The 14,625-nt window shown below is 52.3% G+C and carries 18 protein-coding genes; 3 read left to right on the forward strand and 15 right to left on the reverse strand.

Going from position 1 to position 14,625, the window contains the following annotated elements; translation table 11 throughout:
* Positions 1-4: 4 nt before the first annotated feature.
* The 4 genes from secD to efp are packed head-to-tail and all read right to left on the reverse strand — an operon-like array spanning position 5 to position 3,769.
* Positions 5-1,858 carry a protein translocase subunit SecD gene (gene secD, locus Q394_RS0108255; RefSeq protein ID WP_028488866.1) on the reverse strand — a complete coding sequence of 618 codons (1,854 nt, stop codon included), beginning with the start codon at positions 1,856-1,858 and terminating at the stop codon, positions 5-7.
* Between the two features lie 60 nt (positions 1,859-1,918).
* A complete protein-coding gene (gene yajC / locus Q394_RS0108260) occupies positions 1,919-2,248 on the reverse strand; it encodes a preprotein translocase subunit YajC (RefSeq protein WP_028488867.1) in 330 nt (109 codons plus the stop codon).
* A gap of 34 nt (positions 2,249-2,282) precedes the next feature.
* Positions 2,283-3,203 (reverse strand): EF-P lysine aminoacylase EpmA, encoded by a 921-nt coding sequence (gene epmA / locus Q394_RS0108265; RefSeq protein ID WP_028488868.1) that lies wholly within the window; start codon positions 3,201-3,203, stop codon positions 2,283-2,285.
* Positions 3,200-3,769: an elongation factor P gene (gene efp / locus Q394_RS0108270; RefSeq protein ID WP_028488869.1), complete on the reverse strand. Its 570-nt coding sequence runs from the start codon at positions 3,767-3,769 to the stop codon at positions 3,200-3,202. The genes epmA and efp overlap by 4 nt, the downstream gene beginning before the upstream one ends.
* 83 nt (positions 3,770-3,852) lie before the next feature.
* Here efp and epmB point away from each other — a divergent pair, with 83 nt between their 5' ends.
* Positions 3,853-4,839 carry an EF-P beta-lysylation protein EpmB gene (gene epmB / locus Q394_RS0108275; protein ID WP_028488870.1) on the forward strand — a complete coding sequence of 329 codons (987 nt, stop codon included), beginning with the start codon at positions 3,853-3,855 and terminating at the stop codon, positions 4,837-4,839.
* Here epmB and Q394_RS0108280 read toward each other — a convergent pair.
* Together Q394_RS0108280 and Q394_RS0108285 are read right to left on the reverse strand one after the other, a co-directional pair.
* Positions 4,836-6,974, reverse strand: coding sequence for a metallophosphoesterase family protein (locus Q394_RS0108280; protein WP_028488871.1), 2,139 nt, complete (start codon positions 6,972-6,974; stop codon positions 4,836-4,838). The two genes, epmB and Q394_RS0108280, sit on opposite strands and share 4 nt — an antisense overlap.
* 61 nt (positions 6,975-7,035) lie before the next feature.
* Positions 7,036-7,590: a thermonuclease family protein gene (locus Q394_RS0108285; RefSeq protein ID WP_028488872.1), complete on the reverse strand. Its 555-nt coding sequence runs from the start codon at positions 7,588-7,590 to the stop codon at positions 7,036-7,038.
* A 47-nt stretch (positions 7,591-7,637) separates the two neighbouring features.
* On the opposite strand from Q394_RS0108285, the gene Q394_RS0108290 reads away from it, so the two are divergent.
* Positions 7,638-8,234, forward strand: a complete 597-nt coding sequence (locus Q394_RS0108290; protein WP_028488873.1) for a DUF938 domain-containing protein — start codon at positions 7,638-7,640, stop codon at positions 8,232-8,234.
* 3 nt (positions 8,235-8,237) lie between these two features.
* On the opposite strand, the gene Q394_RS0108295 is transcribed toward Q394_RS0108290, so the two are convergent.
* From Q394_RS0108295 to Q394_RS0108310, 4 genes are all read right to left on the reverse strand, one after another.
* The gene (locus Q394_RS0108295) at positions 8,238-8,594 is read right to left on the reverse strand and encodes a HopJ type III effector protein (RefSeq protein ID WP_028488874.1); all 357 of its coding nucleotides are present in this window, start codon (positions 8,592-8,594) and stop codon (positions 8,238-8,240) included.
* A gap of 99 nt (positions 8,595-8,693) precedes the next feature.
* Entirely contained in the window at positions 8,694-8,858 is a 165-nt protein-coding gene (locus tag Q394_RS0108300; protein ID WP_211248792.1) for an oxidoreductase-like domain-containing protein, read from the reverse strand.
* A 97-nt stretch (positions 8,859-8,955) separates the two neighbouring features.
* Positions 8,956-9,213: a toxin-antitoxin system HicB family antitoxin gene (locus tag Q394_RS0108305; RefSeq protein WP_028488876.1), complete on the reverse strand. Its 258-nt coding sequence runs from the start codon at positions 9,211-9,213 to the stop codon at positions 8,956-8,958.
* Positions 9,210-9,638 (reverse strand): putative toxin-antitoxin system toxin component, PIN family, encoded by a 429-nt coding sequence (locus Q394_RS0108310; protein WP_028488877.1) that lies wholly within the window; start codon positions 9,636-9,638, stop codon positions 9,210-9,212. The genes Q394_RS0108305 and Q394_RS0108310 overlap by 4 nt, the downstream gene beginning before the upstream one ends.
* A gap of 185 nt (positions 9,639-9,823) precedes the next feature.
* Here Q394_RS0108310 and Q394_RS21410 point away from each other — a divergent pair, with 185 nt between their 5' ends.
* Entirely contained in the window at positions 9,824-10,636 is an 813-nt protein-coding gene (locus tag Q394_RS21410) for an HNH endonuclease (protein ID WP_051543120.1), read from the forward strand.
* Between the two features lie 2 nt (positions 10,637-10,638).
* Here the strand turns inward: Q394_RS21410 and Q394_RS0108320 are convergent, their stop codons facing one another.
* The 5 genes from Q394_RS0108320 to Q394_RS0108340 all read right to left on the reverse strand — a co-directional run bounded on the left by Q394_RS0108320 (position 10,639) and on the right by Q394_RS0108340 (position 14,623).
* Positions 10,639-10,992 (reverse strand): VWA domain-containing protein, encoded by a 354-nt coding sequence (locus tag Q394_RS0108320; protein ID WP_245606754.1) that lies wholly within the window; start codon positions 10,990-10,992, stop codon positions 10,639-10,641.
* A 69-nt stretch (positions 10,993-11,061) separates the two neighbouring features.
* Entirely contained in the window at positions 11,062-11,418 is a 357-nt protein-coding gene (locus Q394_RS0108325; RefSeq protein ID WP_028488879.1) for a HopJ type III effector protein, read from the reverse strand.
* Between the two features lie 37 nt (positions 11,419-11,455).
* On the reverse strand, positions 11,456-11,782 hold the full coding sequence (locus Q394_RS0108330; RefSeq protein ID WP_028488880.1) for a heavy metal-binding domain-containing protein: 327 nt from the start codon (positions 11,780-11,782) through the stop codon (positions 11,456-11,458).
* Positions 11,783-11,868: 86 nt separating this feature from the next.
* A complete protein-coding gene (locus Q394_RS0108335) occupies positions 11,869-12,039 on the reverse strand; it encodes an oxidoreductase-like domain-containing protein (RefSeq protein WP_210223529.1) in 171 nt (56 codons plus the stop codon).
* A gap of 337 nt (positions 12,040-12,376) precedes the next feature.
* Positions 12,377-14,623 (reverse strand): nitric oxide reductase activation protein NorD, encoded by a 2,247-nt coding sequence (locus tag Q394_RS0108340; protein ID WP_156946779.1) that lies wholly within the window; start codon positions 14,621-14,623, stop codon positions 12,377-12,379.
* Positions 14,624-14,625 lie beyond the last annotated feature (2 nt).

A 14,625-nucleotide genomic window follows, 5' to 3' on the forward strand; every position in this document is an offset into this window, starting at 1 on the left:
TCCCTTAAATCTCAATCTTTTGCAGGTGTGGTTTGTAACCGTAGACGAGGTTGACCATCGCCCGTGATACCGTGACCGCACTGAACATGGAGGTCAAAATCCCCAGACACAGCACCACGGCAAAGCCCTTGATTGGCCCGGAACCTAATAGGAACAAGGCAATACCTGCAATCAGGGTAGTCAGGTTGGAGTCGATAATGGTTCCCCACGCGCGGTCGTAACCGACGTTGATAGCGACTTGTGGCGAAGCACCCGCGCGTAATTCTTCCCGGATACGTTCGTTGATCAACACGTTGGCATCAATCGCCATACCGAGTGTCAAAGCAATACCGGCTAAACCCGGCAAGGTCAGGGTTGCCTGAATCATCGACAACAGCGCAAACAGGAAGAAACCATTGATCGCCAAGGCCACGCTGGAAATCATGCCAAAGACACGGTAGTAAATAACCATGAATAACACGACAGCAATAAAGCCCCAAAGGTTGGAGTTGAAGCCTTTCTCGATATTTTCTTTACCCATGCTCGGGCCGACGGTACGTTCTTCCACGATGTAAACCGGGGCAGCCAAGGCACCAGCACGCAGCAACAGTGCTAAGTCACGCGCTTCTTTGGGGGAATCCAATCCAGTAATCTGGAAGCGTTTGCCCAGTTGTTCCTGAATCCGTGCGACATTGATGACTTCCTGAGTCGTTGAGCTGGTTTTTACCTGTTTGCCATCGATTTCCTTACTCTCGATTTTGGTTTCGATAAAGACTACGCCCATCAGTTTTTTCTGGTTTTCGCCAGTAACTTTGCTGAAGCGGCTAGCGCCTTTACCGTCAAGCGTGATGTGTACGGCGGGACGATTGTTATCATCAAAACCAGAAGACGCATCAATGATGTAATCACCCGTCAGCATGACTTGGCGTTTGAGCAATATCGGGGAACCACTGCGTTCTTTGTAGATTTGCGAACCAATGGGGGCGCGTCCGCTTTGTTGTGCTTGTGCTGCGTCGTTGGTTTCATCCACCAAGCGGAATTCGAGGGTAGCGGTTGCACCTAGAATTTCTTTAGCACGTGCAGTGTCTTGTACGCCGGGGAGTTGCACCACAATGCGGTTAGTACCTTGTTGTTGGATAACCGGTTCAGAAACACCCAACTCATTGACCCGTTTGCGCAAAGTGGTGATGTTCTGTTGCAGGGCAAATTTCTGGATATTCAGCATGGCCACTTGTGAAATGCTGGCTTGTAAGTCAGTGCTACCTTGTGGCACGGTGAATTGCAGGTTGTCGCGGTATTCATCGCTTAATGCCGCTTGAGCGGCATCGCGGCTGGCGGCATCGCGGAATTTGGCCAGGACAGTATCGCCTTCACGGGCAATGCCCAGATACTTGATGTCTTTTTCGCGCAGAAAATCGCGGAATTCATCTTCGTAACGGTCAATTTGCTTGTCGAGGGCGGCTTTCATATCCACTTCCATTAGGAAGTGTACGCCGCCGCGTAGGTCTAGGCCGAGGAACATGGGGTTGGCATTCAATGAGCGCAGCCAGCCGGGGGTGGAGGGCGCAAGGTTGAGTGCCACTATAAATTCGTCGCCGACGGCTGCTTTCAAGGCTTCGGAGGCTTTCAGCTGGACATCGGTGTCTTCAAAGCGGAACAGGGCTTGTTGGCCGTTGTTTTCGCTGGCGCGGATCGTCAAGCCCTTAGCCTGTAAGGCTTGCTCGAAACGCTGCATGGTGGCTGGGTCGATCGTTTTGTCGACCTTGGAACTGAGCTGTACAGCCGGTTCCGATGGAAAAAAGTTGGGAACTGAGTAGATGACCCCGACCAGCAGGATCACTGCGATCATGAGGTACTTCCAGAGTGGATAGCGATTCATTGTTATAGGATTCCGTGTGGGTTGGGTGCGAGGGGGTATATTCCCCCTCACTCACCTTCTTCATGCGCCTTTCATCGTGCCTTTAGGCAGGACAGAAGCAACAGCCTGTTTTTGTACTTTGATGACGACATTATCAGCAACCGTCAGTTCGACAAAGTTTTCGTTGATGCCTGCTACTTTACCAAGTACGCCGCCACCCGTGACGACTTCATCACCTTTGCTTAGGGATTCCAGCATTTGTTTGTGTTCTTTGGCGCGCTTTTGCTGCGGGCGGATAATCATGAAATACATGATGGCGAAAAACACACCCATCATTAACAGCATTTCAATGCCACCGCCAGCGGGTGCTGCCGCGCCTTCGGCATGAGCGTTAGATATCAGAAAGTCCACGTTTTATCTCCTTGAATGTCATTTTCGGTGGCTATTATGCCACCTCCCACGGAAAAGCGATAACCTGTTTCAGGTCATTCACTTGCATCCTGCACATCAGGATACGGTCGATACCGACCGCAACCCCGGCACATTCTGGCAATCCCTGTTCGAGTGCGGCAAGAAACCGTTCATCGACGGGGATGTCATTACCGCGCGTGTGTGCATCTTCTACCAGAATTAAACGATTCTGCGCTGAATCAGTTTGTTCCTGATAACCATTGCCGAGTTCTAACGCGCCGAGGTATACCTCGAAACGTTCTGCCAAGCGTTGCCCGTCAAAAGTATCCACCTTGGCCAGCGCACTTTGGCTTGCTGGATAATGGTAGACAAAGGTCAACTGGTCTGTCGGTAATTGCGGTTCCACGCAATGGGTGAGCAGCAAGTCCCGCCACGCTTGCGCGGGCATATCGCCGTCGATGTTAATAGCGTGCGCACGGGCGCACGCTGACAGTTCGGCTTCTGTGGCAACATGGGGATCAAGCTGCACAGTTTCAAGGAACAACTCACGATAGCTGCAAAAACGCGGTGGTTTTTGTAGATGCGGAATCAGAATGTGCAATAAGTCAGCGACTTCCTGCATCAGTTGTCGCCAAGTGAAACCGAGCCGATACCATTCCAGTAAGGTGAATTCGGGGTTATGGCGCTTGCCGCTTTCATCGCGCCGCCATACTTTGCAAAGTTGGTAGATGTCACCCGAACCCGCGACCAATAAGCGTTTCATCGGGTATTCCGGCGAGGTGTGCAAATAGCGTAAGCCTGCCGGGGTGTTGACGCTGAAGCTGTCGATGAAAGGGTCGGTATTGCCTGCTTGCGACAGTGCTGGGGTTTCAACCTCCAGCACCTTACGTTCCGCAAAAAAAACGCGCACCTGATGATTCAGGGATGCGCGTTCCTGCAAAGCAGTCAGATTCACGCTTTGACGCGGGAAACGTATTCGCCAGTGCGGGTGTCGATTTTGAGGATTTCGCCTTCTTCCATGTACAACGGAACTTTGACGGTTGCGTTGGTTTCCAGCGTAGCAGGCTTGGTGCCGCCAGTGGCGGTATCACCACGCAGGCCAGGGTCGGTCTGGGTGATTTTTAATTCGACAAAGTTGGGTGGAGTCACTTGCAACGGTACGCCGTTCCACAGGGTGACGATGCACTTTTCATTGCCTTTCAGCCATTTGACAGCATCAGCCATCGCGGTTGCGCCTGCATCAAGCTGTTCAAAGTTGCTGCTATCCATGAACGTCCAGTTTTCACCGTCAGAATAGAGGTATTCCATATCGCGGTCTTCAACGTCAGCGCCTTCGTGAGTCTCGGTTGACTTGAAGGTTTGTTCGATGGTACGCCCCGTTTTGAGGTTGCGGACACGGGCGCGGGTGAAGGCTTGGCCTTTACCGGGCTTTACAAAATCGCTTTCCACGACGGTGTAAGGGTCGCCATTGAGGATAATCTTCACACCAACTCTTAAATCATTGCTACCATAGGTGGCCATTAGTCCGTCTCCAAAATCATCTAAACGTAAAATAGCCCGCTATGATAACCGGAATCCAGATAAAAAATCAGGTAGAAAATGTTGTGTCTGCAAAAGTAACTGTTTGGCAGCGTGAATTGGCAGGTGCAGTGCGTGATCCGCTGCTGCTGATGCAGGCGCTGAACTTAGTCGGCGAAGGTGTCAGTGTGGAAGTAGTGCGCCAGTTCCGTCTGCTGGTTCCGCACAGCTACATGGCTCGCATGAAGCCCGGCGATTGGAACGACCCGCTCTTACGCCAAGTCTTGCCGCTGGATGATGAGTTGCAAGTGGTAGAAGGTTTCAACCACGATCCAGTCGGCGACCAACCTTCGTTGGTGGCGGATGGGGTCTTGCACAAGTACCACGGGCGGGTGTTGTTGGTGACGACAGGGGCGTGTGCGGTGCATTGCCGTTATTGTTTCCGGCGGCATTTCCCTTACAGCGAATCCAACCCGGTGAAGGGCGAGTGGGAGGGTGCATTAGCCTATATCCGTGCTAACCCGGATGTGCGCGAAGTGATTTTGAGTGGTGGCGACCCGCTTACCTTGTCGGATGAGCGTTTGGCGCTGTTTTTGGGGCAACTGGCAGCGATGCCGCACATTACGCGGGTACGTTTTCACACCCGTTTGCCAGTGGTGTTGCCGTCGCGGATTGATGCCGGGTTTTTGCAGCTACTGGCCGGTATTCGCCAGCAAGTGGTGATGGTTATCCACGCCAATCACGCGCAGGAGCTGGCGGCGGATGATGTGCAGCAAGCGCTGGCTGCTTTGCATTCCGCAGGCGTGACTTTGCTGAATCAGGCCGTGTTGTTACGCGGCGTGAATGACAGTGTGCAGGCGCAAGTCGATTTGAGCGAAGGTTTGTTTGCCCAGCGGGTGTTGCCGTATTACCTGCATGTACTGGACCGGGTCGCAGGTGCGGCGCATTTTGAAGTGCCGGAAAGCGAAGCCTTGCCGTTACTGGAAGGCGTGCGTCAGCGGCTCCCCGGTTTCCTCGTACCTAAACTGGTGCGGGAAGTGGCAGGTGAAAAGGCGAAAACACCCGTGGTTTAAGACAGCGTGTCTGGCGGTATTTCATACGTCAGATTGTTTTCGCGTTCATCGCCGGACAGTAACACTTGCCTGACCACCTCCCCATTCTGCAAATACACCAGCGCCACATTCGGGCGGCTGGTGATCCAGTTGAGTTCGGTGCGTAATCTCGGACGCCAATTTTCGATCTTGATGACGCGCCAGAACAACAGGATTTTCCACCACGGTTTGATGCTGTGCTGCTGTACAGTTTTTCCCGGAATGCCATTCACTTCTACTGCCCAAGTGTTGTAACGGAAAAATCGCCAGAAAAACACACGTTCCCACCAAGGCAGGGTTTCTGGGCTGCACGGGCCAAGACGTACCTTGGTGGTCCAGTTGGCGAGGAAGGTTTCCAGCCAGCGGCCTGATTCGGGGGTATTGCGCATCGCGCTGCTGGTGAGTTGCAGGCATTGCAGGGTAGGGGAGTATTGCCAGTCATTGGTGTCGGACTGCGGTTTTAGCAGGTTACTGCGGTTGCTGTAATAAGCACGGTTGGCAAAACTGTAATGCACATCGCCGGACAGGAAAGTGACTTTTGTCAGCCCCATCCGCAGTAGCAATGTGTCGAGGAAAAACGCAAAGCCGCGCCGATTGGCAACCCAGCTTTCCACGTCGATGCTGCTGGCGCTGAATAGCCCGGTGAAACCGCCCATGAGTACCCCGATTCGGTACAACACGTCTTGCAACCATTCGATCGAGGAAAAGCCGAACACGGGTGTGCCGGTCATGAAAATCGGGGTTTGCTGTTGATTTTCTATGTTTAACCATTCGCCGCGCATTTCGTCGAGTGCGTAGCGATCCATCAATTGCGGGGGCTGGTTATTGCTGCCGAAATTCCGTTGGGTGCGCGAATCCATCACAAAAATCGGCGGGTTGGTGGGTAACACGAAGCTCCAGCGCCGGAATTTCCATAGGCGAAAATCGAATTCAGCACATTTGTGACGATCCTCCGGGTCATCCAGATGATCCTTGATGACTTGGATAAAGCGGGCGGGGTAGTTGTCGGGGTTATTGCCCCAGCCTTGAAAAGCCCAGTAGGCGGCCAAGCCGTTGGATATAACCCGCGTGCCATTGGCGCTGGCGCTGAGTTTGTCGTACCAACTGCGGTTGAGATTCCAGTCATCGGTGATGTCGTGGTCGTCAAAATTCATGTAGGTGACGATATTGGCGAATGCCTTGCGTACCTGCGGCTGGCTGCTGACAAAGGTTTGCAGGCTCAAGCGCTCAAAATCTTTGAGCTTTTCGGGGGAATAAGTCCTCATGTGACGTGCGGCGGCGAGGTCTTCCCTGCCTTCGGGGGGAAACTGGAAACCGACTCGGTTGCCGAATGTGACCAGATACAAGGCGGCGTATTCCCCGAAACTGAGTACGTGGGCATGTTGGGAGCTGGAGGTCAGGCCGCAGCCAGCTTTCAAAGCGGTACGTTCTTGGGTGCTAATGAGGCAGGCATCGCTGCCATCGGGAAGTGGGATGCTTTTGCCCATTAATTGCAGTGACAGGGCTTGCAGGTAGGTCATCAGTTCGGGCAGGACATCATCGGCGTAAATCTGGTCGCCAATCAGGAACAGCATCGCCGGGCGCTGGCTCAAATCATGCTGAGTCTCTTCCAATTGTTCGGTCAGCAGGGCGAGGGAATCTTTGCGTTGAATGCTGCCATCATCATTGAACGTAAGCCCGTGCGCCTTGCGGCAAGAACCGTAGGCAATGACGCCGAGTTGGCTGGGTATGTAAAAACCGGGGCGGCTTGCGCCTTCCAGACAGACATCATCCAGATCCAAAGGCTGTTCGGTCTCCGTGTCCAAAAGTTCGTAGCTGAGCAGAGTGTCTTGAGGAAATGTACCTGCATCAGCTAGCGGGAGTGCTTCCACCAAGGTGAACCACAATTGTGCGCCGAGTTGCCAGCTTGTGGGGTTGGTACGGTTACGGCGGCGTTGCGGTTTGGGTTCCGGTGGTTGGCTAATCAGCGTGCCGTTGGCATCGAAAATGCGCAATTCCAACTGCAATTCGCTGCTGCTGGCTAGCCAGACATTGGCGCTGTCAACGGTGACGCGCCGTAGGATGGGACCTGCGAGAATGCGCGGCAACACCGGGAGGTCGGGGAGTGTGTGATGCATGATCTTTGCCCTGAGTTGTTGTGTTCTTCTACAAGCATAGGACGAATACACGCAACTTTCCTTAACTTACCTTATGTTTGCGGAAATCCCACGGGGCTTGCGGTTGTTTGTCTTTCCATAAACCGCGTTTGGCTTTGCGTGCCTGTTTTTCAGCAGCAGCGTAGGCGATTTGGTCGTCTTTGCTTTGTTCTTTCATGTAAGCGGTGTAGTGCCAGCCGCAGCCTGATTGGATTTGGGTGAGGGCTACGTCTTGGCCTTCGACAGTGACTTTGCCGAGGACGCGCCCGTAACGGTCGAGTTTGTGGGCTTCCACGGTCGCGGTGAGGTTGATGGCTTGCGTCATCAGGGCTTCCTTGCACTTTTGACCGAAGGGTTGGGCTTTTTCGGGGGCGTCGATGCCTTGCAGGCGGATTTTGTATGATTGTTTGTTGCTGGCTAGTACGGTGATGGTGTCGCCATCGCTAACCCCAACCACGCGCCCTTGTGCCAGCACGGTGCCGTCGGCGTTGAGGGTTGCGCCGGGTGGGAGCTGGGCTTGCAGTTTGTTGTCGGGCTTGCTGTCGAAGCAGCCTGTCAGCAGCAGGGCAGTGAGGGTAAGTGTCAAGTAGCGGGTCATGTTGTTACCATTGGTTTTGTTTTGTAGATTCTAACGGATGTTGCCTGATGATAATAAAACCTTTTTCTGAGTCGTGCGAAGAGAACAAAGCGCCGATTCTGGCGGTGCTGGAGCCGTTGTTGCGGGACTGTGCTGCGGTGCTGGAAGTGGGCAGTGGCACGGGGCAACACGCGGTGCATTTCGCGGCGGCCTTGCCGCAGTTGGTGTGGCATACCAGCGATGTGGCGGTACATCACCCCGGTATTCAGATGTGGCTGGATGAGGCGGGTTTGCCGAATACCCGTGCGCCGCTGGCTTTGGATGTGGTGCGCGATGCGTGGCCTGAATTGGCGGTGGATGCGGTGTATTCTGCCAATACCGTGCACATTATGGGCTGGACGGAAGTGGAGGCATTTTTCGCCGGGGTTGGTAAGCTGTTGTCAGCGGGTGGTTTGTTGGTGCTGTACGGCCCTTTTAACTATGACGGGCAGTACAGCAGCGAGAGCAATGCGCGGTTTGATCAGTGGTTGAAGATGCGTGATCCGCGCAGTGGGATTCGCGATTTTGCCGACCTGAACCGGCTGGCGGAACAGGCGGGGATGCAGTTTCAGCACGATTACACCCTGCCGGTGAATAACCGGCTGTTGGTGTGGCGCAAGGCGTAGTGCTTAGTCGTTGGCTTGCAGGGCTTTGCCGTCGAAGTGGATGCCTGCCCAGCCGTGGCGCATGAAAGTGCGGATATTGGCGTGGTTGGTGCCGTCGGGCGTTGCCAGTACATCGCGGTAATGTTCGCCGAAACAGGCCAGTGTTTGCGCTGCATTCAAGCCTTGCAATTGGGCGAAGGCGAAGAGTTTGCACGAGCCTTCGTTGGTGCCTGCCGGGTTGCTTACGGTGTCGTCGTCGCTGCCATTGGTGAAGCTTTGCGGAGTGTAGGTGTAGTGCGCGGCGATGGTGGCGAGTACGTCGGCAAAGACGATTTGCTCGGGGGCGGTGGCGAGTTGGGTTAGTAGGGTGTTGATGGTCATGGTTGTCTCGGGTGTTTGCGTATGTAGTGATTGCTTGTCTCGATCATATAACAACGGCTGGAAATGGCGCGTTCAGCCTTATCGGGACAGGGTTTAAGTTTACGTTGCGGGCTTGGTTGTGTCGGTGTTTGCGTCTTGCTGCGCTTGCTCCCATTGCTGCAATGCTGCGCGGTAAATATCCCACACGCAGGGGTCACAGCCGCTTTCGCAGCATTCGTTGGGGGCAGGTGGTTGGGGTTTTTCGGTGATGGGGGATTGTTGCATAGCGGTTGCTCCTGATTTCATGGGCGCAACATAGCAATTTGAAGTTGGTTGGGCTAGTTTTTTGCAATATGTGATAACTTGTCTAATGCCCCACTCATTAGCCAATCACCAACTCATCTCCCTCACACGGTTCTTGTCCGCCTTGGCGTGTCAGAATGCGTTTGAACGCATCCTTATCTGCCCGCTGTTGACGTTCAGTGAAAAAACGGGCGGTTTTCATTGCAGCCAGTTTTTCTGCTACGGCGATAGCGATAAATTGATTGATGCTCACACCGTCATTGTTTGCCGCTTCATTGACCGCCTCTTTGAGAGAGCGAGGTAGGCGCAGAGGGTAAGTTGCAGTTTGTTGTTTCATATGCGAATTCTCCTAATAGCATCAGCGGGACGCATGGCTTGGATACCGAAACGGGCGGGGGCATCGCCATAATCGCGTAGATTGAAGGTAACAAGTATCTCTGCCCTGCCATTGATAGCGGTTTCTAACACCATTTCATCGGCTGGGTCATGCAATTGTGGTCGCCACAAAAAGTCCATGTGGACGGGTTCGACCAATGCGATGACTGCATCGACAAAAATGCTGGCTTCTTCCTTGCTCAACTGGGCTTCTGTCCAATGGCGCGTTTCCAGACATTTAGCTTCATATTCCAGTGCTAACGGAACGCTTGCTAGTAAACAGACTTGTGATGTATCCGCTGCGATTTGCAAAATAGCCGCAGAAGCTCCCGTTGGGCTACGCATGGCAGCGATGATCACATCTGTATCCAAAACACAACAAAGCATGGTGTTCCTTGTTGACTGGTATCTTATATGACATCTTATGCAATATCTAAAGTTATGGCAAAGAGAGTTTTTGAGCAATCAATGGGTAGATGAAAAAAGCATCGTGCTGGCGTTTTTGGAAGAGCCGGATGTTGTCGCCAACACTAAAGGAAAGCTGTATCCTATAAGTTTTTTCGGGGATTTCCATGAGAAAAACTGGTGCAATTACACTAGAAGAAATAGTTTCTGCCCTAGAAGAACTTGGAGGTCAAGCCCAAGCTAAACTCATCAAGGATAAAGTTACAGAACGTCGAGGTGGAATGCCTGATCACTATGGTAGTTCACACTCCTATAGAGAGACTATTCAGAAAAAAATTGAAGATCATTGTCCTCAATCTGGTAACTATAAAGGTTTAAATGAGGCTGTCTTTGAAAAAACAGAACGGGGCATTTACAGATTGATAATTTCAAAAAATAACGAAAGAATTCAATCTGAAACCTCATTAAAGAATATTGCCAATGAAAGTGTCAATAGGAATAATTCAAATTCTGAATTGACTTTTGATTCATGTATTTTGACTGTTATTGAGGAGCTTGAAGAATATAAAAATACATATATTGGATTAGATGAGACAACACAAAAAAGCATCATTAACAGTCGAATAGGACAAGGAGATTTTAGAGCAAGATTGCTAGGCTTATGGGGCGACTGTTGCTCAGTTACTGAATGCAATATATCTGAATTACTAATTGCCTCACATATAAAGCCTTGGCGATTTAGTAACAACTATGAACGCTTAGATGGTTTTAATGGATTAATGTTGACACCCAATTTAGACAAATTATTTGACCGAGGTTACTTGACATTCAGAAATAATGGTGCTGTTCAATATTCCAGCTTAATAAATGAGGAAAATTATAAAATGCTTGGTCTATCTAATGCTCTTAGACTAAGAACTGTCCATAAAGAATCAATCCAGTACTTGGATTTTCATAGGCAGCATATTTTTTTACAATAAACTCACCCCGTCAACGTAACAAACACCTGTGTCATCCTTTCCGGCAACCGCTGCACATTATCCACCACGGTCACGCGCTTGCCGAAAATATCCCGCACATAGTCATCCGCTCGTGGATCAAGGCTAATGCAATAGCTGTAAATGCCTTTCTGATCCAATTCTTTCACCGCTTGGCGCGTATCTTGCGTCAATAGTTGCGGGTCATCCACGTCAATATCCGACGGTTCGCCATCGGTTAAAATCAGCAGCAGCTTTTTATCCGCCTGTTGATGTTCCAGATAATGCGCAGCATGACGCACCGCCGCACCCATCCGCGTCGAATACCCCGCCTGCATGGCCGTCAGCCGCCCCTTCACTTCATCGTTCCAAGTATTCCTTTCAATAACTGGCTGTTCCGGCTGTTGGTGTGGCGCAAGGCGTAATGCTTAGTCGTTGGCTTGCAGGGCTTTGCCGTCAAAGTGGATGCCTGCCCAGCCGTGGCGCATGAAAGTGCGGATATTGGCGTGGTTGATGCCGTCGGGCGTTGCCAGTACGTCGCGGTAATGTTCGCCGAAACAGGCCAGTGTTTGCGCTGCATTCAAGCCTTGCAGGTGGGCGAAGGCGAAGAGTTTGCACGAGCCTTCGTTGGTGCCTGCCGGGTTGCTTACGGTGTCGTCGTCGCTGCCATTGGTGAAGCTTTGCGGGGTGTAGGTGTAGTGCGCGGCGATGGTGGCGAGTACGTCGGCAAAGACGATTTGCTCGGGGGCGGTGGCGAGTTGGGTTAGTAGGGTGTTGATGGTCATGGTTGTCTCGGTTGGGTGGTTTGGGAGGATTGCTAAACTATTGGATGTTAACGGCCGTACCGCTAACAGTAACCATCAACATACCACCGCTGTTACCCATCGTGATGTTTTCGTAGTCTAGGTCGATACCGACGATGGCATTTGCGCCTAGGCTTTGTGCTTGGGCTTCCATTTCAGCAAAGGCGATTTCACGGGCTTTGCGTAATTCCTTTTCATAGGAAGCAGAACGTCCGCCGATAATGTCGCGGATTCCGGCAAAAAAGTCTTTGAAGATGTTTGCGCCTAAAATGGCTTCGCCCGTGACGACACCGTGGTATTGGGTGATGTGTTTGCCTTCAATCGTCGGGGTGGTGGATTGGATCATGGGGCACTCCTGTTTTGCCGTGACTTCTGGTGTTTATCATATAACAACGGCTGGAAATGGCGCGTTCAGCCTTATCGGGATAGGGTTTAAGTTTGCGTTGCGGGCTTGGTTGTGTCGGTGTTTGCGTCTTGCTGCGCTTGCTCCCATTGCTGCAATGCTGCGCGGTAAATATCCCACACGCAGGGGTCACAGCCGCTTTCGCAGCATTCGTTGGGGGCGGGTGGTTGTGGCTTTTCGGTGATGGGCGATGGTTGCATGGTAGTTGCTCCTGATTTCATGGGCGCAACATAGCAATTTGAAGTTGGTTGGGCTAGTTTTTTGCAATATGCGATAACTCGTCTAATGCCCCACTCATTAGCCAATCACCAACTCATCTCCCTCACACGGTTCTTGTCCGCCTTGGTGTGTCAGAATGCGTTTGAACGCATCTTTATCTGCCCGCTGTTGACGTTCAGTTGCGAATTCTCCTAATGCAGCAACACCCGAAATATCAAATTATTTAACGAGAATCAGGAGTGCCTATGGTATTCCTATTTATTATCAATGATTTAAATCAGGCAGGTTTTGTTTGGAGGGTGATTTAATTTAAAAATATCACCCCGTCAACGTAACAAACACCTGTGTCATCCTTTCCGGCAACCGCTGTACATTATCCACCACGGTAACGCGCTTGCCGAAAATATCCCGCACATATTCATCCGCTCGCGGATCAAGGCTAATGCAATAGCTGTAAATGCCTTTTTGATCCAATTCTTTCACCGCTTGGCGCGTATCTTGGGTCAATAACTGCGGGTCATCCACATCAATATCCGACGGTTCGCCATCGGTCAAAATCAGCAGCAGCTTTTTATCCGCTTGTTGATGTTCCAAATAATGCGCCGCATGACGCACCGCCGCGCCCATCCGTGTCGAATACCCCGCCTGCATGGCCGCCAGCCGCCCCTTCACCTCGTCGTTCCAATGTTCCTTGAAACCCTTGATGTGCTGGTAACGCACCTCGTGGCGCGTATTGGACGCAAACCCCGCAATCGCAAACGGGTCGCCCAGCGCCTCAATCGCATACGCCAGCAACGACACCGCTTCCTGACTCAGCTCCAGAATGCTTTGCGTCGCGCCTTCCGGCACTTCGCTGATCGAGGCTGACAAGTCCAGCAACAGCATCACCGCAATATTGCGCCCGTCATGCTTGTGACTCATATTGATGCGCGGATCAGGGTTCGCCCCGCCCTTGAAATCAATCAACGAACGGATCGCCACATCCAAATCCAGCTCGCTGCCTTCTTCCTGATAGCGTACCCGCGTATAATTTTGCGGCTTCAACAAATCCACAATCTGCTTCAAACGCTTCGCCAACGCCGCGTGTTTCTGCAACAGCGCATCAATCACCGCCGGATTGCCGGACGGATGCAGGCTTTCATACACGCTTGTCCAATCCGGGCGGTAGGTTTGGGTGCTATAATCCCACTCCGGGTAATGGCGGGGTGGCAAGCCCTGAACTTCCTGATTTTGCTCAGATTGCTTGCGTTCCTCGAAGGCTTCTTCTTCGTCGCCTTCCTCGATGAATTGCCACAAATGGCGGTTGTCATCGCGGTAGCCAATCGCGGTATTGTTAAAATACACGCTGGGTAACTGGTCAGATTGCAAGCGCGTGCGTGCTACAAACGAAATCGCCAGTTGCACCATATCGGCAGTGGTGGCGTTGCCTTCCGCCATTTTTGCGCGGAATTTGCCCGCAAACTCATTGATCTGCACGTTCTGGTAGCCATGTGCGGGGTTTAACAGCGCCCACGAAAACATGGCCAACCGATGCCGGAAGCATGATTCCGTTTGCGTGTTGCATTCATCTTCCTGCGGAACCGGGTGCAAGGCCATGAATAGCCGCCGTAAACCGGGGTATTCCTGCATCGCCAAGTATTCCACCCGGCTATCTTCCAGCCGCTCAATTGCCATGCGCTGTTGCGGGCTGAAATTGTCCGCGACCACTTTTTTCGTCCAGCGTTGATGTGCTGCCATGTGTGCCAACACCGCGCGGTAACGGTCAATGCCGCTTACGCCATGCGCGTCGTCGAACACGTCAGGAATGCGTATCCCGAAGTCGTCAAAATACGGTTGTTGCTGGCGCATATCGCGGAAATCGACCGAATAAGGCACTAAGTATTCAGTATTTTCCCAGCAGGCTTTCAAATACAGGTTCAGCTTGCGCTCGTGGTGGGTAAACAGTGTGCCGTGGCGTTCGTGCTGCAACATCGCCTTGCTGTCGGCGGATTCCAAGTTGAAATATTCTTCCTGCCGTTGCGGGTGGCTGCCGTAGTTGCGGATGCCGTATTCGATCCAGTTTTTCAAGCCGCCCAGAGCCAACTGGCTCATCAAATAGGGCATTTGCCCCAGTAGTTTGGGTAAGCCGGGGCTGGGAATGGTGGTGTGGAAACCGTGGATCGAGCCGGTGGTACGTTCCATCATGTCGAACACGATGGCGATGTAATTTTCCACCAATTCGGCGCTGTTCATACGGCGGCAGGCTTCCGGCAAGGCTTGTAGGAAGGCGGGAATGGAACGGCCATTCGGGGTGCGCGACATTTTCCACACCGCTTGGCTGACTTTGCCTAGCAAGCCTTCATCGCCGAGCCGGTGCACCAATATCGGCATTTCTTCCAGATAAGTCAGCACGGGGTCGAAACCGCGCCCGATTTTGCACACCAACGACGCACCGTCGAGGTAGTCGTTGATGCCTTCCTCACTCAACAGGGCAATAGCATCCTGCATACAGGCGGCAAAGGCTTCATCTAACTGCTTGAAGTTGCAGCTTAGTTGGGTGCGGTAACGGGCGATGGTGTCTTCCATGC

The organism is Thiothrix lacustris DSM 21227, from assembly GCF_000621325.1.
Taxonomy (GTDB): Bacteria; Pseudomonadota; Gammaproteobacteria; order Thiotrichales; family Thiotrichaceae; genus Thiothrix; species Thiothrix lacustris.

Bases quoted from the DNA above. Each gene is read 5' to 3' on its own strand.
- secD (WP_028488866.1), bottom strand. From the start codon at position 1,858: ATGAATCGCTATCCACTCTGGAAGTACCTCATGATCGCAGTGATCCTG.
- efp (WP_028488869.1), bottom strand. From the start codon at position 3,769: ATGGCCACCTATGGTAGCAATGATTTAAGAGTTGGTGTGAAGATTATC.
- Q394_RS0108280 (WP_028488871.1), bottom strand. From the start codon at position 6,974: ATGCATCACACACTCCCCGACCTCCCGGTGTTGCCGCGCATTCTCGCA.
- Q394_RS0108285 (WP_028488872.1), bottom strand. From the start codon at position 7,590: ATGACCCGCTACTTGACACTTACCCTCACTGCCCTGCTGCTGACAGGC.
- Q394_RS0108290 (WP_028488873.1), top strand. From the start codon at position 7,638: ATGATAATAAAACCTTTTTCTGAGTCGTGCGAAGAGAACAAAGCGCCG.
- Q394_RS0108295 (WP_028488874.1), bottom strand. From the start codon at position 8,594: ATGACCATCAACACCCTACTAACCCAACTCGCCACCGCCCCCGAGCAA.
- Q394_RS0108300 (WP_211248792.1), bottom strand. From the start codon at position 8,858: ATGCAACAATCCCCCATCACCGAAAAACCCCAACCACCTGCCCCCAAC.
- Q394_RS0108305 (WP_028488876.1), bottom strand. From the start codon at position 9,213: ATGAAACAACAAACTGCAACTTACCCTCTGCGCCTACCTCGCTCTCTC.
- Q394_RS0108310 (WP_028488877.1), bottom strand. From the start codon at position 9,638: ATGCTTTGTTGTGTTTTGGATACAGATGTGATCATCGCTGCCATGCGT.
- Q394_RS21410 (WP_051543120.1), top strand. From the start codon at position 9,824: ATGAGAAAAACTGGTGCAATTACACTAGAAGAAATAGTTTCTGCCCTA.
- Q394_RS0108325 (WP_028488879.1), bottom strand. From the start codon at position 11,418: ATGACCATCAACACCCTACTAACCCAACTCGCCACCGCCCCCGAGCAA.
- Q394_RS0108330 (WP_028488880.1), bottom strand. From the start codon at position 11,782: ATGATCCAATCCACCACCCCGACGATTGAAGGCAAACACATCACCCAA.
- Q394_RS0108335 (WP_210223529.1), bottom strand. From the start codon at position 12,039: ATGCAACCATCGCCCATCACCGAAAAGCCACAACCACCCGCCCCCAAC.
- Q394_RS0108340 (WP_156946779.1), bottom strand. From the start codon at position 14,623: ATGGAAGACACCATCGCCCGTTACCGCACCCAACTAAGCTGCAACTTC.